Consider the following 18,871-nt stretch of genomic DNA (forward strand, 5'->3'; position numbering starts at 1 on the left):
GCGCCTGGCGCCCGCGCGCCCGGCCAGCCGCGCCCCGCGCAGGCCGGCGAGGGCCGCGCGCCGCGTCCGCCGCGCACGGAGTCCGACGGCGCCGAGCGTGGCGAACGTGGCGAACGTGGCGGCCGTGGCCAGCGCGCGCGCCTGACGCCGGAGGAGGCTGCCGCGCGCGAGGCGGAGGCGGCGTTCCGCAATCCCATCCCGCCGATCACCTTCCCCGAGGACCTGCCTGTCTCCGGCCGCCGCGCGGAAATCGCCGAGGCGCTGATGAAGCACCAGGTCATCATCGTGTCCGGCGAAACCGGTTCGGGCAAGACCACCCAGCTGCCGAAGATCTGCCTGGAGCTGGGGCGCGGGCGCAAGGGCCTGATCGGCCACACGCAGCCGCGCCGTATCGCCGCTTCGTCCACCGCCAAGCGCATTGCGCAGGAGCTGGGTACGCCGCTGGGCGAGAACGTCGGCTTCAAGGTGCGCTTTGCCGACACCCTGATGCGCGGCGCCTGCGTCAAGCTGATGACGGACGGTATCCTGCTGGCCGAAACCCAGACCGACCCGCTGCTCAAGGGCTACGACACCATCATCATCGATGAGGCCCACGAGCGCAGCCTGAACATCGACTTCCTGCTTGGCTACCTGAAGCAGCTGCTGCCGCGCCGTCCGGACCTTAAGATCATCATCACCTCGGCGACCATCGACGCGGACCGCTTCTCGCGCCACTTCGGCACGCCGGAGCAGCCCGCGCCGGTGATCGAAGTGTCCGGCCGCCTGTACGCGGTGGAAGTGCGCTACCGCCCGGTGGAGCGCGACCAGGTGCCTATGGGGGGCGCGAATGCCGCCAACCCTTCGCCGCAGCAGGGCAAGGCCGCCGCCGCGCGCGAAAAGCGCGACCTGATGGACGCCGTGGTCGATGGTGTGGACGAAGTGTGCCGCATCGGCTCCGGCGACGTGCTGGTGTTCCTGCCCGGCGAACGCGAAATCCGCGACGCCGCCGAGGCCCTGCGCAAGCACCATCCGCCGCACGTGGAGATCCTGCCGCTGTTCGCCCGCCTGTCGGTGGAGGAGCAGGAGCGCGTGTTCCGCACGTCGAACGCGCGCCGCATCGTGCTGGCCACCAACGTGGCCGAGACCTCGCTGACCGTGCCCGGCATCCGCTACGTGGTGGACGCCGGCCTGGCGCGCGTGAAGCGCTACAGCTACCGCAACAAGGTGGAGCAGCTGCAGGTCGAGCCGATTGCGCAGTCGGCCGCCAACCAGCGCGCCGGCCGCTGCGGCCGCGTGGCCGACGGCGTCTGCGTGCGCCTGTACGACGAGCAGGACTACCTGCAGCGCCCCAAGTTCACCGAACCCGAGATCCTGCGTTCCTCGCTGGCCGCCGTCATCCTGCGCATGAAGTCCCTGCACCTGGCGGACGTGGAAACCTTCCCCTTCATCGAGCCGCCGCTGGCGCGCGCGATCGCGGACGGCTACCAGCTGCTGCAGGAGCTGGGCGCGGTGGACGAGTACAATCAACTGACGCCGCTGGGCCGCAAGCTGGCCAAGCTGCCGCTGGACCCGCGCGTGGGCCGCATGATTTTGGCGGCGCACGACAACGCTTCGCTGACCGAGGTGTTGATCGTGGCGTCCGCGCTGTCGGTGCAGGACCCGCGCGACCGCCCGGTGGAGCACCAGCAGGCGGCCGACGAGGCGCACAAGAAGTTCGCCGACGAGAAGTCCGAATTCCTCAGCTACATCAAGATCTGGCGCTGGTTCGAGGGCGCCATCGAGCACAAGAAGACCAACCGCCAGCTGCAGGAAAACTGCCGCAGCAACTTCCTGTCGCAAGTGCGCCTGCGCGAATGGCGCGACGTGCACTCGCAGCTGCTCACCATCGTGAAAGAGCAGGGCTGGCGCATGAACGAGGCGCCCGCCACCTACGAGAACCTGCACCTGGCGCTGTTGACCGGCTTGCTGGGCAACGTGGGCTTCAAGGGAGAGGACGAGCCGGGCGCCGGCTTCCTGGGCGCGCGCGGCATCAAGTTCCATATCTGGCCGGGCTCCAATCTGCTGAAGAAGCCGGGCAAGTGGATCATGGCGGCGGAGCTGGTGGAAACCACGCGCCTGTACGCGCGCTGCGTGGCCAAGATCGAGCCGGAATGGCTGGAGAAGGTGGGCGGCCACCTGCTGAAGAAATCGTGGGGCGAGCCGCGCTGGGAAAAGCGCAGCGCGCAAGTGACCGCGTCCGAGCGCGCCACCTTGTACGGCCTGGTGGTGTACAGCCAGCGCCGCATCAACTACGGCGCTTTCAATCCGCAGGAAGCGCGCGAGATCTTCATCCGCGACGCGCTGGTTGGGGGCGACTATGACACGCGCGCACCGTTCTTCGCCCACAACCACAAGCTGGTGAAGGAGATCGAGAACCTCGAGCACAAGTCGCGCCGCCTGGACGTGCTGGTGGACGATGAACTGATCGCCGCCTTCTACGACAAGCTGGTCCCGGCCGATGTGGTGAACGGCGCCGGGTTCGAGAAGTGGCACAAGGAGGCCACCGCCGCCGAACCCAAGCTGCTGTTCCTGAACCGCGATGAGCTGATGCGCCACGAGGCGGCCGGCGTGACCACCGACCTGTTCCCGAAAACGATGATGGCGGCGGGCCTGGAAATGGCGCTGACCTATCACTTCGAGCCGGGCAGCGTGCGCGACGGCGTGACCCTGGCGGTGCCGCTGTATGCGCTGAACCAGCTCTCGCGCGAGCGCTGCGAATGGCTGGTGCCGGGCATGCTGAAGGAGAAGGTGCATCTGCTGCTGAAGTCCCTGCCGCAGAAGCTGCGCCGCCATTGCGTGCCGCTGCCGGACTACGCGGCCAAGTTCTGCGAGCGCGTGCACGCGGCGCTGGCTTTCGGGCGGGGCGACCTGATCGACGCCATCATTGCCGACATCCGCAAGGAAATCACCATCGGCGTGCTGACCACGGACTTCAAGCCGGAAACGCTGCCCGCGCACCACTTCATGAATTTCAAGGTGATCGACGAGCACGGCCGCCAGCTGGACATGGGCCGCAACCTGGCCACCTTGCAGGCTGAATACGGCACGCAGGCGCGCCAGAGCTTCCAGAAGATGGCCGAAGCGACGGCGCCGTCGGGCACGCAAGTGCGCGCGGGCACGCCGGCATCCGCGTCCGCCGCAGCGCCCAAAGCGGGGCACGGCGGCATCGCGGCCGAACGCGTTACCGCCAAGGGCAAGGCGCCAGCCGCTTCCACCGCTCCCGCCGCCCCGGCCGCGCCATCGGCCACCACCGGCATCACCGGCTGGACCTTCGGCGAGCTGCCGGAGATCCTGGAGATCGTGCAGGGCAAGCTGAATCTGATCGGCTTCCCCGCACTTGTGGACAAGGGCACGCACTGCGACCTGGAGGTGTTCGACGACCCCACCGTGGCGGCGCGCACCCACCGCGTCGGCCTGCGCCGCCTGTTCGCGCTGCAGATGAAGGACCAGATCAAGTTCGTGGAAAAGAGCATCCCCAACCTGCAGCAGATGGGCATGCAGTTCATGTCCATGGGCACGCAGGAGGAGCTGCGCGACCAGATCATCAACAAGGCGCTGGACATCGCCTGCCTGCAGGACCCGCTGCCGGCCGACGCCGCCAGCTTCGCCAAGCGCAAGGATGAAGGCAAGTCGCGCCTGGTGCTGCTGGTGAACGAGGTGGCGCGCCTGCTGTCGCAGGTGCTGACCGAATTCCACGGCCTGCCCAAGCGCCTGCAAGGCATCAACGCGCAGGTGGCGGCGGACATGCAGGCGCAGCTGCAAGGCCTGGTGCACAAGCGCTTCCTGCTGGAGAGCGACTACGCGCAGCTGGCGCATTTCCCGCGCTACCTGAAGGCGATGAATGTGCGGCTGGAGAAGCTGCGCGCCGATCCGGCGCGCGACGCCAAGCTGATGGCTGAGTGGCAGAGCGCCGCCGCGCCGTATCAGCGCCTGATGCGCGACAAGGCCGCCGGCCGCAACACCGACCCCAAGCTGGTGGAATTCCGCTGGATGCTGGAGGAGCTGCGCGTGTCGCTGTTCGCGCAGGAGCTGCGCACGCCGATGCCGGTGTCGGCCAAGCGCTTGCAGAAGGTGTGGGAATCCATGCAGCGCTAAGGCGCCGGCATGGTGTAGGGTGCGCGGCAGGGCGGCCAACGCAGTCCCACCTGCCGGCCACCCTGTTTTCCCCGCGCATGGCGGTTACTGCTGCATTCGGTACGAAAGTTTAATCGGCGATCCCGTGCGCTGGCGCACCGATGGGACCTTGCTGCCCCGGTATATTGCACTGCAACATACTGAACAGGAGTGTCGCATGACCAAGCCCATCTTTGGCGCACGATTGCTGCGCAGCATTACCCGTGCAGGCAAGTCGCAGCAGAAGTTGATGACACAGTTGTTCGGTGTGCCCGCCGTGAAGGCCAAGCCGAAAGCCAAGCCGAAAGCGAAGGCGGTAAAGGCCGTCAAGCCCGTCAAGGCCGCAGCCAAGCCATCCATCCGGCCCGTCGCCAAGCCCGTCCGCGCGGTGGCGCGCCCCATCTCCGCGCCGGACGGCATGCCGATCCGCCAGCACGCGCGGCCGGATGTGTCGGTGCTGCCGGGCCGCTGGCTGGCATCGCACTACGCCGCCATGCCGCAGCCCGGCCAGGCGCCTGGCCAGGCCATGAGCTACTGGCTCTACCTCCCCCAGCACGTGCCCGACGCCGCCGTGCGCCACGGCCTGCCGCTGATCGTCATGCTGCACGGCTGCCATCAGAGCGCAACCCAGTTCGCGCAAGGCACGCGCATGAACCGCCTGGCCGAGCAGAAGGGCTACGCCGTGCTGTATCCGCAGCAGGCGGCCAGCACGCAGGCGCACCGTTGCTGGCGCTGGTATGACAAGAGTACGCAGGAGGGCGGCGGCGACACGGCGCTGATCGCCGCGGTGATCGGCAAGGTGTGCAGCGACTACGCCATCGACCGCAAGCGCATTTATGTCTGCGGCATTTCCGCCGGCGCCGGCATGGCCAATATCCTGGCGCTGAACCATCCGGAGCTGGTGGCTGCTGTCGGCCTGCATTCGGGACCGGCTTACGGCGGCGGACACAGCACCGTCGGCGCGCTGACCGTGATGCAGCACGGCGCCGGCCTGCAAGCGTCCGCCGCCATCCGGCAGGTGCTGCTGCGGCGTCCCGGTTTCCCGGCCATGCCCACTATCCTGATCCACGGCGAGGGCGACAAGGTGGTGCGGCCCGTCAACCAGGCGCAGCTGGTGCAGCAAAGCCTGCTGTTGAACCGCCTGCCTGCGGGGACCGAAGTGACGGTGGTGGAGCGCGCGCGGCGCGGGCTGACGCGCAACGCGCACGAGATACGCGACTACAGCGCCAGGGGCAAGGTGCTGCTGCGCGTGGCGCGCATCGCGGACCTGGAGCACGCCTGGAGCGGAGGCGACCCGGCGCTGTCCTTCAACGCCAAGGCCGGCCCGGACGCCAGCAAGATGATGCTGGACTTCTTCGCCAAGCACCGGCGCCTGGTGGCGTGACCGCGCCGGCGCGGCTTACTCCGGCGCGGCCTCCGGGCTGTCGCCGGCCTGGCTGTCCGTGCCGCCGCTTTCGCCCTTGAGCTTCACGCCGCGCCGCGCCAGCCCCTCGCGCAGCAGGAACTCGATTTCCGCGTTCACGCTGCGCAGGTCGCGCGCAGCCAGGCGCTGGATTTCTTCCCACAGCGCGGGGTCTATCCTGAGCGGATAGGCTTTTTTACCTGGGCTTGCCATGCTGTTCCGCCGCTAGTTATACAGCGTGCCCGTGTTGATAATCGGCTGGGTCTCTTTGTCCGAGCACAGCACCACGAGCAGATTGCTGACCATGGCCGCCTTGCGTTCGGTATCCAGTTCCACGATGTCGCGCTCCGCCAGGCCTTTCAGCGCCGCCTCCACCATGGTCACCGCGCCGTGCACGATCTTGGAACGGGCGCTGATGATGGCGTCGGCTTGCTGGCGGCGCAGCATCACTTGCGCGATTTCGGCGGCGTAGGCCAGGTGGGTCAGCTTGGCGTCCAGCGTTTCCACGCCGGCCGCGTCGAAGCGCGCCTGCAGTTCCACCTTGAGCGCATTGGCCACCACGTCCATGCCGGCGCGCAGCGTGGTTTCGCCTTCGGCCAGGTCTTCGCCTTCATCGTAGGCGTATTGCGAGGCCAGGTGGCGCAGCGCCGCTTCCGCCTGCACCGATACATAGCGCTCGAAGTCGTCCACTTCAAACACGGCCTGGGCGGTGTCGCGCACGCGCCAGACGATGGCGGCGCTGATCTCCACCGGGTTGCCGCGCTTGTCGTTGACCTTCAGGGTGGGGCAGTTGAAATTGCGCGCGCGGACCGACAGCTTGCGCTTGCCGTAAAACGGCAGCGCCCAGCGCAGGCCCTCGTTGCGGTCGGTGCCCAGGTATTTGCCGAACAGCGTGATGATGGCGCTCTCGTTCGGCTGCAGCATGTACAGCCCGGCGAAGGCGGCGATGCCCAGCACGGCGGCCAGGATGCAAAGCAGCGGATGCATGCCGCCGCGTATGCCCAGCCCCGCCAAAGCGAGCAGCGCAATGGCGCCGACCGCCGCCGTATAGCCGCTGACCGATGAATACGCCGCTTCGCGGCGAATATGTGCTGCATTCATGCTGGACTCCCTCTTGGTTGTGACATCAAAGTGATATCACTTTAGGATCACTTTGAGTTGGAGTCAAGAAATTTATCAAAAAAATATCAAGGCGGGAAGCGGCCGCCCGCTCGCGCTTGCTGCGTTCCGTCTAGGGAACGCATGGTGTTACAGGAAAAAGGCTGCCGCGGCCACGGCGGTGGGCGGCAGCGCGCCCAGCAGCAGGCTGATGGCGCCGATGGATTCGTCCTGGAAGCCGCGCCGCAGCAGCGACACGCCGGCCGGGTTGGGGGCGTTGGCGATCACCGTCAGGCCGCCGCCGGCCACCGCGCCGGCCACCAGCATGTACTGCGCTTGCGGCGCCATGCCTTCGATCAGCGAACCGAGGTAGGTGAGGGCGGCGTTGTCGGTGATGGCGGTCAGGCCCAGCGCGCCGAAGAACAGCGCCACCGGCGCCAGGCTGGAGACGATGGGCTGCAGCCACCATTGCTGCATGCCGCCCAGCACCACCAGCCCGGCCAGGAAGAAGCCCACCAGCAGGCCTTCCTTCAGGATCAGCGGCTGCTGGTAGCGCTGGTAGGCTTGCGTAAAGCCGAGGAACAGCAGGAACAGGCCGAGGAACATCACCGGATGGTGCGCCAGCATCACCACGGCCGCCAGGAATGCCAGGTGTATCAGCGACACCAGCAGCGGCACCTGCGCGGGGCCGCCTGCGGCCGGTGCGTGGTCCGCAGGCTGCAAATGGCGCTTGAGCACGAAGCAGATGGCGGTGGCGTTGAGCAGCACCGCCAGCGTGGCTTTCCAGCCGAACTGGCTGGCCATGAAGGCGCTGTCCCAGCCCCAGGTGGCGGCCACCATCAGCACCGGCGGCGCGGCGTAGGAGGTGAGCGTGCCGCCGATGGAGACATTGACGAACAGCACGCCCAGCGCCGCGTACTTCAAGCGTTCGGGCATCCCTTCGCGGAACACCAGCGGCGCCAGCGTGAGCGCGGCCAGCGTCATGGCGGCCGGTTCGGTGATCAGCGAGCCGGCCAGCGGCACCAGCGCCATGCCCAGCCAGGCCAGCGCCAGTTCCTTGCGCATCGGCGCCAGCTGCGCCAGCGCCTGCAAGGCGCGCTGCACCGCGTTCAGTACCGGCCACGAGGCGGCCACCACCATCACCACGAACACGAACAGCGGCTCGGTGTACTGGCGCGACTCGGCGTAGGCGATGGCGTTCTGGCCGCCCGCCGCGAGGGCGATGGCCACGATCAGGATGGCGGCCCAGAAGCCGAACACCACTTCCACTTCGCCCAGCAAATGCAGCAGCCCCGCGTGGCGCGGGTGGCGGTGGGCCAGTTTTTCGAAGGATTTGGCGGCGAAAGTGTGCACCAGCGCCAGTCCGAACAGGATGGCGCCGATGAGTTCAATGGTGGTCATAAATATCCATGAAGAATGGTGGCAATGGCCATCTTACAGCATGTGCAAGCTTTCCCAGGGGCACAGACCGCAAGTAGTCCTTGCTAAAACCGGGAGTAAATAGTACTGTGTATATGTACAGTATTTTGCATTGAGCGCCATGTCCAACTCCACCGCAGCCGCCGTTATCGCCGCGCCCGAAAGCCTGCATCCGTCCCTGTGGCTGGCTTCGCAGCTGGCGCATGCGGCCACGCGCTGCATGGACACAGGCTACGCGGCGCTGTCGGCGCAATTGCCGGGCGGCGGCTGGCCGCAGGGCACGCTGACCGAACTGATGCTGCAGCAAGCGGGCATAGGCGAAATCCGCCTGCTGCGGCCGGCACTGGCGGCGGCCGCGCAACGGCCGGTGGTGCTGCTGGCGCCGCCGCAAATTCCGCAGGGGCTGGCGCTGGCCGCGCTGGGCCTGCCCCCAGAACAGATGGTGTGGATACGCGGCACCGGCAAAAGCGGGGACGCGCTGTGGGCGGCCGAACAGGTGCTGCGCAGCGGCTGCTGCGGTGCGCTGCTGCTGTGGCAGCAGCAAATGCGCAGCGAAAGCCTGCGCCGGCTGCATCTGGCGGCGCAAAGCGGCGACACGCTGTTTTTCCTGATGCGCCCGCTGGCGGCGGCGCAGGACGCCTCGCCCGCGCCGCTGCGGCTGGCGCTGCGCCCGGCGCCGGGCGGCATCAGCATCGATTTTGTAAAACGCCGGGGACCGCAGCGCGACGCGCCGCTGTTCCTGCCCTTGCCCCCTTCTTTGTTGCAACGTCATGCGTTTATGGATAGGCCTCTACCTGCCACGGTTACCGCTCGAAGTCTTCTGCCCCAGCTGGTCGGAGGATAAGGGCAGCGTGGTGCTGGAGCAGGACGGCGTGCTGGCGGTGTCGCCGCAGGCCCATGCGGCCGGCGTGCGGGTGGGCATGCGGCGCGGCGGCGCGCTGCTGATGGCGCCGGAGGCGCAGTTGCACGAGCGCGCGCCGCTGCGCGAGCGGGAGGCGGCGCACGCGGTGGCCATGGCGCTGCTGCGCTACACGCCGCAGGTGGCGGAGGCCGAGGAGGCCGTGCTGCTGATGGATGTGGGCGCCAGCCTGCGCCTGTTCGGCGGCGTGCGCAAGCTGTGCGCGCTGGTGCGCGCCAGCATGCGGGCGCTGGGTTTCACCGCCGTGCTGGGCTGCGCGCCCACCGCGCGCGGCGCCTGGCTGCTGGCGCGCAGCGGGGGCGGACGTTCTTTGACAATCGAGAGCATGACGCGGCGGCTGGCGCCGCTGCCCAGCAGCCTGCCGCCGCCGGCGCGGCCCTTCCTGAACTGGTTCGAGGGCATGGGCTGCCTCACGCTGGCGGACCTGCGGCGCCTGCCCCGTCCCGGCTTGCAGCGCCGCTGCGGGCGCGCCTTGCTGGACCTGCTGGACGAGGCGCACGGCGAGGCGCCCGAGCTGCATGTGTGGATAGAGGCGCCACCCACCTTCAGCGCGAAGCTGGAGCTGTTCGACCGCGTCGAGCACGCGGACGCGCTGCTGCACGGGGCGCAGCGCCTGCTGCAGCAAATGGTGGGCTGGCTGTGCGCGCGCCAGTTCGCGGTCGAGCGCGTGAGGCTGCTGCTCGAGCATGAGCGGGGCAAGGTGGCGCGCGCGCCGACGGCCATCGACATCGCGCTGGGCGAGCCGGTGTGGCGCGACGACCATTTGCTGCGCCTGCTCAAGGAGCGCCTGGCCAAGACCGAGCTGGCGGCGCCGGTCATCGGCCTGTGCCTGGAAGCGGCGCAGGTGCGCCCCATGCTGCCGCCGACCGATACGCTGTTCCCGGAGCCGGGCGGCAGCAAGGAGGACCGCGAGCGCCTGTTCGAGCTGCTGGTGGCGCGGCTGGGGGCGGACAATGTGCTGAAGGCGTCGCCGCAGGCGGACTACCGGCCGGAACTGGCCAACGCCTGGGTGCCGGTGCGCGACAAGCTGCGCGCGGCCGAGGCGGCCGGGCGCCTGCCGCCGCAAAGCCTGCCGCGCCCGGCCTGGCTGCTGCCCAAGCCGATCGCGCTGCTGATGCGCGACCACCGGCCGTTCTATATGTCGCCGCTGCGCATGGTGTCGAATGCGGAGCGCATCGAGGCGGGCTGGTGGAGCGAAGGGCAGACGCGCGACTACTTCATCGCCGAGGGCGCCGACCATGCGCATTACTGGGTGTTCCGCGAACGGCTGGGGGCCAGGGAGGGCGAGGCTGAAGCGCGCTGGTATCTGCATGGCTTGTTCGGCTAGACTGCGGGTATTGCCATCTTCGCGGAATCCATCATGCGTGCGGAACGACACGAATTCACCAGCGCCAGCGGCCACCGCCTGGCGGCGCGCCTGGACGCCCCGGACGGCGCGGTCCAGGCTTATGCGCTGTTTGCGCATTGCTTTACCTGCGGCAAGGACGTGATCGCGGCCAGCCGCATCGCGCAGGCGCTCACCGCGCACGGCATCGCCGTGCTGCGTTTCGACTTCACCGGCCTGGGCGCCAGCGAGGGCGAATTCGAAAACACCAATTTCTCGTCCAATGTGGCGGACCTGGTGGCGGCGGCCGATTTCCTGCGCGCCCAGTTCGCCGCGCCCCGCCTGCTGATCGGCCACAGCCTGGGCGGCGCGGCGGTGCTGGCGGCGGCCGTCAGCGTGCCCGAAGCCAAGGCGGTGGTGACCATCGCCGCCCCGGGCGAGCCGGCCTACGTGACCAATATGTTCAGCGCCCACCTGGAGCAGATCGCCGCCGAGGGCGAGGCGCAGGTGCAGCTGGCGGGGCGGCCGTTCCGCATCAAGCAGCAGTTCGTGGAGGACGTGGGCGGACACAGCCTGCGCGAGCATATCGCGGGACTGCGCAAGGCTTTGCTGGTGATGCACGCGCCGGGGGACGATACGGTGGCGGTGCGCAATGCGATGGATATTTTCATGGCGGCGCGCCATCCGAAAAGCTTTGTTTCGCTGGACGACGCCGACCATCTGCTGACGCGGCGCGAGGACGCCGCCTATGTGGCCAATCTGATCGCGGCCTGGGCCAGCCGCTATCTATAACGAACTACTCGTCGAACTCGGACGTCAGGTCTTTAAAGCCCTTGCGCACGGCGAAGGGCAGGAATTCGTCCGGCGTGTCGAGCACGATCAGTTTCTTTTCCTGGATCACCGGATCGCCCGGTGTCATGTCCGGACCGGCGTAGCCCAGGCTGCGCAGGCGGGCGCTGATCTCGGCGATCAGTTTCTTGTCCTTGTGCAAGCCGTCGGACGCCGGCGCGGCCAGGTCCACATACAGGTCGATGACGCCATAGCCCTCGTCGAAAATGCGGATGGCTTTGATGTCGATAGCGCGGCCGGCGCCGTCGGTGGCCTTGAACGGGCCGCTGAGCTGGATATCGGTGTCTTGGTTCATGCCCGCAGCATACACCAAATCAGGTCGCGATGCGGTCGCGGCCCAGGTGTTTGGCGCGGTACAGGGCCTGGTCGGCCAGCGAGTAGAGCTGGTCCAGCCCCAGTTCGGCGCCGGCCGCCAGGAAGGCCGCGCCCATCGACAGCGTGACCGCCAGGCCGGGCGGATTGTCGCGGTGCGGGATGGCGTGCGCCGCCATTTCGGCACGGATCTCGGCGGCCAGCGCCAGGCTTTCGGCGGTGCCGCTGCTGGTGTACAGGCAGGCGAACTCGTCGCCGCCGATGCGGAAGCACAGGTCGCCCGCGCGGTGCAGCGCCGCGCGCATGCTGTGCGCCACGGCCTGCAGCACCGCGTCGCCGGCCGGGTGGCCGTAGTGGTCGTTGTATTGCTTGAAGCGGTCCACGTCCAGCAGCAGCAGGGTCAGCAGGCGGCCGTCGCGGCGCGCGCGCTTTTGCTCCTCGCTGAAGCGCATATTGAAGTAGCGCCGGTTCTTCAGCCCGGTCAGCTCGTCGGTCACGCTGCTGTCTTCGGCGGCGCGCGCCTGCGTGATGTCGGTCGAGACGGCGCAGGTGGCGTTGACCTGGCCGTGCTCGTCGTACAGCGGGAATTTCACCGTCATATAGGTGTGCAGTGTCTTGTCGCGGTGGTGCACCGCTTCCTCTTCCAGCACGGCGCGCTGCTCGAGCGCGGCGCGGCGGTCGTTGCGCCACAGCTGCTCGGCAATCTCGGGCGGGAACAGCTCGAACACGCTGCGGCCGACGAAATTGGCCGCGTCATAGCCGTCGAGCACGTCGAAATGCCGGTTGGCCATCGTGATGCGGCCCTCCAGATCCTTGGTGGAAATGAGCAGCGGCGCGTTGTCGAGCAGGGAGTTGAAGACGCGGTTGTGGCCGTGCAATACGGCCAGCTCCCGGCGCAGGCGGGCGATTTCTTCCAGCAGGGCAGGGACGTTGGCGGCTTCGTCCATGAAAGCTTTCCAGGCTATCGAGAGATGGCCAGTATAACCGCAGTCCGGGACCGCGCGTGCTGTCCCGGACAAACTTCCGGCGCGCTTATTTCAGCGGCGAGAGGATGGTCTGCAGGCGGTCCGGGGTGCCGGGGATGCGCTCCAGGCGCGGGTACTTCAGGCCGTCATGGTAGTCGAGCAGGATGGTGCGGTATTTCGCGCCCTTCTTGACCAGCAGTTCGATCGGCTTGGCGTCCGCCTTGCCGCCGGTCTTGGCGGCGGTGACGGCGGCGCGCAGCACGTCGGCCTTGTAGGCGGTGCCGTTGACGGCCAGCACCGTGGTGCCGCCGCCGATGCCGGCCTTGAAGCCCAGGCCTTCCCATTGCAGCGCTTCCACCTTGCCTTCGCTGTTCAGCGAGAAGCCCAGCGAATACTGGAAGTCGGCCGACTTGCTGCGCTCCTCCACCGCCTTCAGGTAGGGCGTGGGGGTGTCGGTGTAGACCAGCTTCCAGCCGGCGCGCGCGTAGCCGTCCAGCGGCGCGGCGCCGGTGCCGTCCAGGCGGGTGCGCAGGAAGGCGGCCCAGTCGTGCGGCTGGATGGCGTTGAGCGCCTTGACCACGTCCTCGAAGGTGTAGTGGTTGGCCACGTAGGCGCCGTTGTCGATGCCGAAGAAGTTGCGCGCGAAGTTGTCCAGCGACTTGGTGTCGTTCGACATTTCGCGGATCTTGGTGTCCACATCCAGCCAGATCAGTGCGCCTTCGTTGTAGTAGTCCTCGCTGCGCTGCCAGTTGGTCCACCCCAGCGGGCGGCGGCCGTTGATGATGGGGTCGTTGGTGGTGTCCTGCACCGGGCGCCAGCTGCGGCCCTGCATGTGGTCGTAGCGGGCCGCGTTGGCGGCCATGATGTCGCGCACGCTTTCCATCTTCTGGATGCCCGAGCGCGCCGACAGCACCTGGCCCCAGTACTGGGTCTGGCCCTCGTACACCCACAGCAGGCTGTTCTGCAGCGGGGTGTTGAAGTTGGGCACGTTCTGGTCGGCCGGACGGCGGAACTTGCCGTTCCACGAGTGCGTGAATTCATGCGGCAGCAGGCCGCGCACGGACTCGGCCTTGTTCCATTCGGTGAAGTAGTCGAGCTTCACGCCGTTCTCGCTGGACTGGTGGTGCTCGCGTCCCACGCCGCCGAATTCCTCGCTCAGGGCCAGCAGGAAATCGTAGTGCTGGTAGTGCTGCGAGTTGAACAGCTTGTAGGCCTGCTGCACCATGGCGCGGTGCAGTTCGATCTGCTCCGGCTTGGCTTCCACCGCCTCGGCGGTGTCGGCCACCACGTTCAGGTGCACCGGGAGTTTCGCGCCAGGGTCGAGGTCGTAGCGCTTGAAGTAGCGGCCCGCGAACAGCGGCGAGTCAACCATGGTTTCCAGGTCCAGCGCCTTGAACTGCACGGTGTCGCCCTGGCGCTCGGCGGTTTCGAGCGCGCTGCCGTACTGCCAGCCTTCCGGCAGCGTCAGGCTGGGCTGCACGGTGATGCGGCGCGTGGTGTGGCCGGCCGGGTACAGCACCATGGAGTGCCACTGGATGCCCAGGATTTCGCTGGTGATGGTGGTGCGGCCCTGGTTGGCTTCGGTGGGCGACAAATACTGGTATTCCACCTCCACCGCCTTGGCGTCGCGCGGCACTTCCAGGTGGAAGGCGTGCACGTTGACGGTGTCGCGCTTCCAGGCCAGCGGCTTGCCGTTGGCGCTGAACTTCAGGCCGGCCAGCTGGTTGAGCGGGCCGCTGGGGCCGTGGTTGGCGGGCACCCATTGCGGATACAGCAGGGTCAGCTTGCCGGGCTTGGCCGGGATGGTTTCGCTGATGCGGAAAATCTGCTGGGCGGTATTGGACGCGTCCACCTTCAGCACGATGGTGCCGGGGTAGGGCTGGTCGACCGGGGCAGGGATGGTGTCGGCCTGGGCGGCCAGGGCGGTGCTGAGCAGCAGGGCCAGCAGGGTTTTGCGCAGTGCGGTCATGGAGCGGAAAGGAGAGGACTAAAGGAGCCGAGTGTAGCACGCAGGAAACACCGCTTTATTTCAAACTGTTTCCCGCCGTTTTCACGCAATGCGTGCAAAAATTTTTCAAACCAGGCCCTTGAAAGCGCTGGCAAGCAGCCGTATATCGGATGCACCGGTTGCCCAGAAGGGGACCGGAAGACCATATCGCTTAACTTGAAAAGGATATCATCATGCGTACTTTTGACCTGGCACCACTGTATCGTTCCGCTATCGGTTTTGACCGCCTGGCCCAGCTGCTGAACGACGCCCAGCGCGGCGACGCCCAGCCCAGCTACCCGCCGTACAACATCGAACTGGTCTCCGAAGACCAGTACCGGATTGTGATGGCGCTGGCCGGCTTCAACCGCAGCGAGATCGACATCACCAGCGAGCGCGACAGCCTGCACATCGTGGGCCGCAAGCAGCGCGACGGCGTCGAGCGCACCTATCTGCACCGCGGCATTGCGGCGCGTGATTTCGAGCAGCGCTTCCAGCTGGCCAACCACGTGAAAGTGACCGGCGCCGCCTTTGACAACGGCATGCTCACCATCGAACTGGTGCGCGAAGTGCCGGAAGCGCTGAAGCCGCGCAAAATCGTCATCGACGGCACGGAAAACGTGACCGCGCTGGAGCAGCGCCAAGCCGCTTAAGCTGCATGCGCTAAAGCAGTAACGAGGTAGTACACACTGGCCGGGCAATCCGGCCAGTTGCACGTCCGGCGTGCAGCTGTAACCGGAAGTAACGGTTTGGAATATTAAGCGGCGCCTAAGTCTCATCCCCCATATTGGCTACATCGGTAAGCCCCGCGATCAACCATTTATCAGGAGTGCAGACATGCAAAACCAACCTGTTTCCGTCACCATGAAACGTGGCGTAGCTGCCCTGGCCGTACTTGGCGCGCTCGGTGCCGGCGGTGCCGTGGTGGTGCAGCAAAATAGCGCCGGCGCCGCTGCCACGCAGCCCGCCGCGCCCGCGCCCGCTCAGGCCGCCGCGCCGGTGGCCGCGCCCATGATCTCCATGCCGGACTTCAGCGTCATCGCTGAACGCAACGGCCCGGCCGTGGTCAATATCAGCGTCACCGGCAGCACCAAGACCGCCTTCGACGGCGCCCAGGGCCGTGGCCGCGATCCTTTCGGCGACGACCCCTTCTTCGAATTCTTCCGCCGCTTCCAGCAGCAGCCCGGCCAGCAGCGCGGTGAACGTTCCGTGCCCACCCACGGCGTCGGCTCCGGCTTCATCATCAGCCCCGACGGCCTGATCCTGACCAATGCCCACGTGGTGCGCGACGCCAGCGAGGTGACGGTGAAAATGACCGACCGCCGCGAATACCGCGCCAAGGTGCTGGGCTCGGACCCGAAAACCGACGTGGCGGTGCTGAAAATTGAAGGCAAGAACCTGCCGGTGGTGCCGCTGGGCCGCACCAAGGACCTGAAAGTGGGCGAGTGGGTGCTGGCCATCGGCTCGCCATACGGCCTGGAAAGCACGGTCACGGCCGGCGTGGTCAGCGCCAAGGGCCGCTCGCTCGGTCCCGAGGACAGCTATGTGCCCTTCATCCAGACCGACGTGGCGGTCAATCCCGGCAACTCGGGCGGCCCGCTGTTCAACACGCGCGGCGAGGTGATCGGCATTAACTCGCAGATCTACAGCCAGACCGGCGGCTACCAGGGCCTGTCGTTCGCGATTCCGATCGACGTGGCCACCAAGATCAAGGACCAGATCGTATCGACCGGCAAGGTGGCGCACGCCAAGCTGGGCGTGACGGTGCAGGAGGTGGACCAGGCCTTCGCCGATTCCTTCAAGCTCGATACGCCGGAAGGCGCGCTGGTGGCCAATGTGGAACCGGGCGGCCCCGCCGACAAGGCCGGCCTGAAGTCCGGCGACGTGATCCGCAAGATCAACGGCCAGAAGATTATCGCCTCGGGCGACCTGCCGGCCGTGGTGGGCGTGGCCCTGCCGGGTGATAAAGTGGTGCTGGAAGTGTGGCGCCAGGGCAAGGCCATCGAGCTGAGCGGCAAGCTGGGCAATGCGGCCGACAAGGTGGCCGACGTGGCCCGCGCCGACGACGGCGCCAGCAGCAAGGTCAAGCTGGGCTTGCAGCTGCGTCCGCTGGACCCGGTCGAGAAGCGCCAGTCCGGCATCAACTCCGGCCTGCTGATCGAGGGCGCGGGCGGCGCGGCGGCCTACGCCGGCGTGCAGCCGGGCGACGTGCTGCTGTCGGTGAACGGGCGCGCGGTCAACACCATCGAGCAGGTGCGCGACGTGATGGCCAAGTCCGAGAAGTCGGTGGCCTTGCTGATCCAGCGCGGGGATGAGAAGATCTTCATTCCGGTGCGGATCGGTTAACAATCAATAAAAGGAATAGCCATGCGCCTGCTGCTGGTGGAAGACGATACGATGATAGGCGAGGTGGTGCTGGACTTGCTGCGCGCCGAGCACTACGCGGTGGACTGGGTCAAGGACGGCGACATGGCCGATACCGCCCTGCAGACCCAGACCTACGACCTGGTGCTGCTGGACCTGGGCCTGCCGCGCAAGGACGGCCTGGAAGTGCTGCGCTCCATGCGCGCGCGCAAGGAAATCACGCCGGTGCTGGTGGCCACGGCGCGCGACGCGGTGGACCAGCGCATCGCCGGCCTGGACGCGGGCGCGGACGACTACGTGCTCAAGCCCTACGACCTGGACGAGCTGCTGGCGCGCATCCGCGCGCTGCTGCGCCGTTCGGCCGGGCGCGCCGATCCGGTGTTCGAGCACAAGGACGTGATGATCAACCCGCAAACGCGGGAGGTGATCGCCAACGGCCAGAACGTCAGCCTGTCGGCGCGCGAATGGGCGGTGCTGGAGGCGCTGATCGCGCGCCCCGGCATCGTGCTGTCGCGCGCCCAGCTGGAGGAAAAGCTGTACAGCTGGAAGGATGAAGTCAACAGCAACGCGGTGGAAGTGTATATCCACGGCCTGCGCAAGAAGCTGGGCAGCGAGCTGATCCAGAACGTGCGCGGCCTGGGCTACATGGTGCCCAAGGCATGAAGGTCTCCGTCGCGTCGATGTCGCAGTCGGTCAGCAAGTCCGTGTCGCGTTCGGTCTCGCACTCGCTGCGCGCCCGCCTGCTGTGGTTCCTGCTGGCCGCCATCGTGCTGGCCGCCATGGCCCAGGCCCTGATCGCCTACCGCAGCGCGCGCAGCGACGCCGACGAGATCTTCGACTACCACATGCAGCAAATGGCGCTGTCGCTGCGCTCCGGCGCGCCGCTGGCCAACCACGCCAACGACCCGGCGGCCGACCCCGGCAACGACGACATGGTGGTGCAGGTGTGGACCCCGGACGGCGTGCAGGTGTTCCGTTCGCTGTCCCGCGCCGAGCTGCCGCAGCGCGCCGTGCTGGGCTTTTCCAATGTGCGCGTGCGCGGCGCCACCTACCGCATCTTCTCGGTGCAGACCAGCAACCAGACCGTGCAGATCGCGCAGGACATGGCGGTGCGCCAGCGCATGGCCGGCGCGCTGGCGCTGCGCACGGTGGCGCCCATCGCCCTGATGGCGCCGCTGCTGATGCTGGTGGTGTGGTGGGTGGTCAGCGGTTCGCTGGCGCCGGTGGCGCGCGTGCGCAAGCAGGTGGCGGCGCGCCAGGCGGACGATTTGTCGCCGGTGTCCGAGAACGATTTGCCGGACGAGGTGCGGCCGCTGGTGCACGAACTGAACCTGCTGTTCGGCCGCGTGCGCACCGCCTTCGACGCGCAGCAGCATTTCGTGGCCGACGCCGCGCACGAGCTGCGCTCGCCGCTGGCCGCGCTCAAGCTGCAGGTGCTGAGCCTGGACCGCGCCGAGGACGCGTCCGCGCGCGCGGTGGCGGTGGGCCGCCTGACGGCCGGCATCGAGCGCGCCACGCGGCTGGTGGAGCAATTGCTGGTGCTGGCGCGCCAGGAGTCCGGCGGCGCCGAGCAGAAATTCGACCAGGTCAATCTGGCCGACCTGGCCAAGCGCACCCTGGGCGACATGGCCGGCGCCGCGCAGGCGCGCGAGATCGACCTGGGCCTGCCGCGCGCCGACGAGCTGAGCGTGGCGGGCCAGGGCGACGCGCTGCTGATACTGCTGCGCAACCTGATCGACAACGCCATCAAGTACACGCCGGCCGGCGGCACGGTGGACGTGGAAGTGCTTCAGGGCGAACGCGGGCCGGTGCTGTGCGTCGAGGACAGCGGTCCCGGCATTTCGCCGGAAGAGCGCGAGCGCGTGTTCAGCCGCTTCTACCGCGTGCCCGGCAGCGCGGCCGGCGGCAGCGGGCTGGGGCTGGCCATCATCAAGGCCATCGCCGAGCGCCACGGGGCCGCGCTGGTGCTGGGGCATTCCGAGCGCCTGGGCGGCTTGCAGGTAAGAGTCGAGTTTCCTAAAAGTTGAGTTTCCTGGAATTTAAGTTTCCTGTAACCGGAAAGGCCGCGCCCGGCTAGAATGTCGTTTTACCTCGGCAGTGG

General features: G+C 67.6%; 15 protein-coding genes. 9 read left to right on the forward strand and 6 right to left on the reverse strand.

Translation table 11 applies throughout. The annotated features are described in order from the left end of the window. Window positions 1–141: 141 nt before the first annotated feature. Window positions 142–4,113, forward strand: a complete 3,972-nt coding sequence (gene hrpA, locus AC07S4_RS27395) for an ATP-dependent RNA helicase HrpA (protein ID WP_494989781.1) — start codon at window positions 142–144, stop codon at window positions 4,111–4,113. A gap of 196 nt (window positions 4,114–4,309) precedes the next feature. Further along, window positions 4,310–5,515, forward strand: a complete 1,206-nt coding sequence (locus tag AC07S4_RS27400; RefSeq protein ID WP_494989614.1) for an extracellular catalytic domain type 1 short-chain-length polyhydroxyalkanoate depolymerase — start codon at window positions 4,310–4,312, stop codon at window positions 5,513–5,515. 15 nt (window positions 5,516–5,530) lie between these two features. Here AC07S4_RS27400 and AC07S4_RS27405 read toward each other — a convergent pair whose 3' ends face one another. The 3 genes from AC07S4_RS27405 to AC07S4_RS27415 all read right to left on the reverse strand — a co-directional run bounded on the left by AC07S4_RS27405 (window position 5,531) and on the right by AC07S4_RS27415 (window position 8,032). Continuing rightward, entirely contained in the window at window positions 5,531–5,746 is a 216-nt protein-coding gene (locus AC07S4_RS27405) for a type II toxin-antitoxin system antitoxin (protein WP_494989615.1), read from the reverse strand. A 12-nt stretch (window positions 5,747–5,758) separates the two neighbouring features. Next, entirely contained in the window at window positions 5,759–6,634 is an 876-nt protein-coding gene (locus AC07S4_RS27410; RefSeq protein WP_494989616.1) for an SPFH domain-containing protein, read from the reverse strand. Between the two features lie 147 nt (window positions 6,635–6,781). Continuing rightward, window positions 6,782–8,032 (reverse strand): putative Na+/H+ antiporter, encoded by a 1,251-nt coding sequence (locus AC07S4_RS27415; protein ID WP_494989617.1) that lies wholly within the window; start codon window positions 8,030–8,032, stop codon window positions 6,782–6,784. 139 nt (window positions 8,033–8,171) lie between these two features. Between AC07S4_RS27415 and imuA the strand changes: the two genes are divergently transcribed. The 3 genes from imuA to AC07S4_RS27430 are packed head-to-tail and all read left to right on the forward strand — an operon-like array spanning window position 8,172 to window position 11,085. Next, window positions 8,172–8,894: a translesion DNA synthesis-associated protein ImuA gene (imuA, locus tag AC07S4_RS27420; RefSeq protein WP_494989618.1), complete on the forward strand. Its 723-nt coding sequence runs from the start codon at window positions 8,172–8,174 to the stop codon at window positions 8,892–8,894. Then, entirely contained in the window at window positions 8,821–10,296 is a 1,476-nt protein-coding gene (locus tag AC07S4_RS27425) for a Y-family DNA polymerase (protein WP_494989619.1), read from the forward strand. Before imuA ends, AC07S4_RS27425 begins: the two co-directional genes overlap by 74 nt. Before the next feature lie 33 nt (window positions 10,297–10,329). Beyond that, window positions 10,330–11,085, forward strand: coding sequence for an alpha/beta hydrolase family protein (locus tag AC07S4_RS27430; protein ID WP_161072734.1), 756 nt, complete (start codon window positions 10,330–10,332; stop codon window positions 11,083–11,085). Between the two features lie 4 nt (window positions 11,086–11,089). Here AC07S4_RS27430 and AC07S4_RS27435 read toward each other — a convergent pair whose 3' ends face one another. The 3 genes from AC07S4_RS27435 to AC07S4_RS27445 form a co-directional block, all read right to left on the reverse strand. Further along, a complete protein-coding gene (locus AC07S4_RS27435) occupies window positions 11,090–11,437 on the reverse strand; it encodes a hypothetical protein (RefSeq protein ID WP_494989620.1) in 348 nt (115 codons plus the stop codon). A gap of 19 nt (window positions 11,438–11,456) precedes the next feature. After that, window positions 11,457–12,401: a sensor domain-containing diguanylate cyclase gene (locus tag AC07S4_RS27440; RefSeq protein ID WP_494989621.1), complete on the reverse strand. Its 945-nt coding sequence runs from the start codon at window positions 12,399–12,401 to the stop codon at window positions 11,457–11,459. An 85-nt stretch (window positions 12,402–12,486) separates the two neighbouring features. Further along, on the reverse strand, window positions 12,487–14,388 hold the full coding sequence (locus tag AC07S4_RS27445; protein ID WP_494989622.1) for a M61 family metallopeptidase: 1,902 nt from the start codon (window positions 14,386–14,388) through the stop codon (window positions 12,487–12,489). A gap of 212 nt (window positions 14,389–14,600) precedes the next feature. On the opposite strand from AC07S4_RS27445, the gene AC07S4_RS27450 reads away from it, so the two are divergent. The 4 genes from AC07S4_RS27450 to AC07S4_RS27465 all read left to right on the forward strand — a co-directional run bounded on the left by AC07S4_RS27450 (window position 14,601) and on the right by AC07S4_RS27465 (window position 18,797). Then, window positions 14,601–15,059, forward strand: coding sequence for an Hsp20 family protein (locus AC07S4_RS27450; RefSeq protein ID WP_161072730.1), 459 nt, complete (start codon window positions 14,601–14,603; stop codon window positions 15,057–15,059). Between the two features lie 184 nt (window positions 15,060–15,243). Next, complete coding sequence (locus AC07S4_RS27455) at window positions 15,244–16,752, forward strand: Do family serine endopeptidase (RefSeq protein WP_494989623.1); 1,509 nt, start codon at window positions 15,244–15,246, stop codon at window positions 16,750–16,752. Between the two features lie 21 nt (window positions 16,753–16,773). Continuing rightward, window positions 16,774–17,433: a response regulator gene (locus tag AC07S4_RS27460; RefSeq protein WP_057157625.1), complete on the forward strand. Its 660-nt coding sequence runs from the start codon at window positions 16,774–16,776 to the stop codon at window positions 17,431–17,433. Beyond that, window positions 17,430–18,797, forward strand: a complete 1,368-nt coding sequence (locus tag AC07S4_RS27465) for an ATP-binding protein (RefSeq protein ID WP_494989624.1) — start codon at window positions 17,430–17,432, stop codon at window positions 18,795–18,797. The genes AC07S4_RS27460 and AC07S4_RS27465 overlap by 4 nt, the downstream gene beginning before the upstream one ends. Window positions 18,798–18,871: the final 74 nt, after the last annotated feature.

This window comes from Pseudoduganella sp. GW821-FHT05F09 (genome assembly GCF_059419605.1).

What these genes read in the sequence shown, in the direction of transcription:
- AC07S4_RS27400 (WP_494989614.1), top strand. Translation starts at nt 4,310, where the DNA reads ATGACCAAGCCCATCTTTGGCGCACGATTGCTGCGCAGCATTACCCGT.
- AC07S4_RS27445 (WP_494989622.1), bottom strand. Translation starts at nt 14,388, where the DNA reads ATGACCGCACTGCGCAAAACCCTGCTGGCCCTGCTGCTCAGCACCGCC.
- AC07S4_RS27425 (WP_494989619.1), top strand. Translation starts at nt 8,821, where the DNA reads ATGCGTTTATGGATAGGCCTCTACCTGCCACGGTTACCGCTCGAAGTC.
- AC07S4_RS27450 (WP_161072730.1), top strand. Translation starts at nt 14,601, where the DNA reads ATGCGTACTTTTGACCTGGCACCACTGTATCGTTCCGCTATCGGTTTT.
- AC07S4_RS27460 (WP_057157625.1), top strand. Translation starts at nt 16,774, where the DNA reads ATGCGCCTGCTGCTGGTGGAAGACGATACGATGATAGGCGAGGTGGTG.
- AC07S4_RS27410 (WP_494989616.1), bottom strand. Translation starts at nt 6,634, where the DNA reads ATGAATGCAGCACATATTCGCCGCGAAGCGGCGTATTCATCGGTCAGC.
- AC07S4_RS27435 (WP_494989620.1), bottom strand. Translation starts at nt 11,437, where the DNA reads ATGAACCAAGACACCGATATCCAGCTCAGCGGCCCGTTCAAGGCCACC.
- AC07S4_RS27405 (WP_494989615.1), bottom strand. Translation starts at nt 5,746, where the DNA reads ATGGCAAGCCCAGGTAAAAAAGCCTATCCGCTCAGGATAGACCCCGCG.
- AC07S4_RS27440 (WP_494989621.1), bottom strand. Translation starts at nt 12,401, where the DNA reads ATGGACGAAGCCGCCAACGTCCCTGCCCTGCTGGAAGAAATCGCCCGC.
- AC07S4_RS27415 (WP_494989617.1), bottom strand. Translation starts at nt 8,032, where the DNA reads ATGACCACCATTGAACTCATCGGCGCCATCCTGTTCGGACTGGCGCTG.
- AC07S4_RS27430 (WP_161072734.1), top strand. Translation starts at nt 10,330, where the DNA reads ATGCGTGCGGAACGACACGAATTCACCAGCGCCAGCGGCCACCGCCTG.
- AC07S4_RS27465 (WP_494989624.1), top strand. Translation starts at nt 17,430, where the DNA reads ATGAAGGTCTCCGTCGCGTCGATGTCGCAGTCGGTCAGCAAGTCCGTG.
- imuA (WP_494989618.1), top strand. Translation starts at nt 8,172, where the DNA reads ATGTCCAACTCCACCGCAGCCGCCGTTATCGCCGCGCCCGAAAGCCTG.
- AC07S4_RS27455 (WP_494989623.1), top strand. Translation starts at nt 15,244, where the DNA reads ATGCAAAACCAACCTGTTTCCGTCACCATGAAACGTGGCGTAGCTGCC.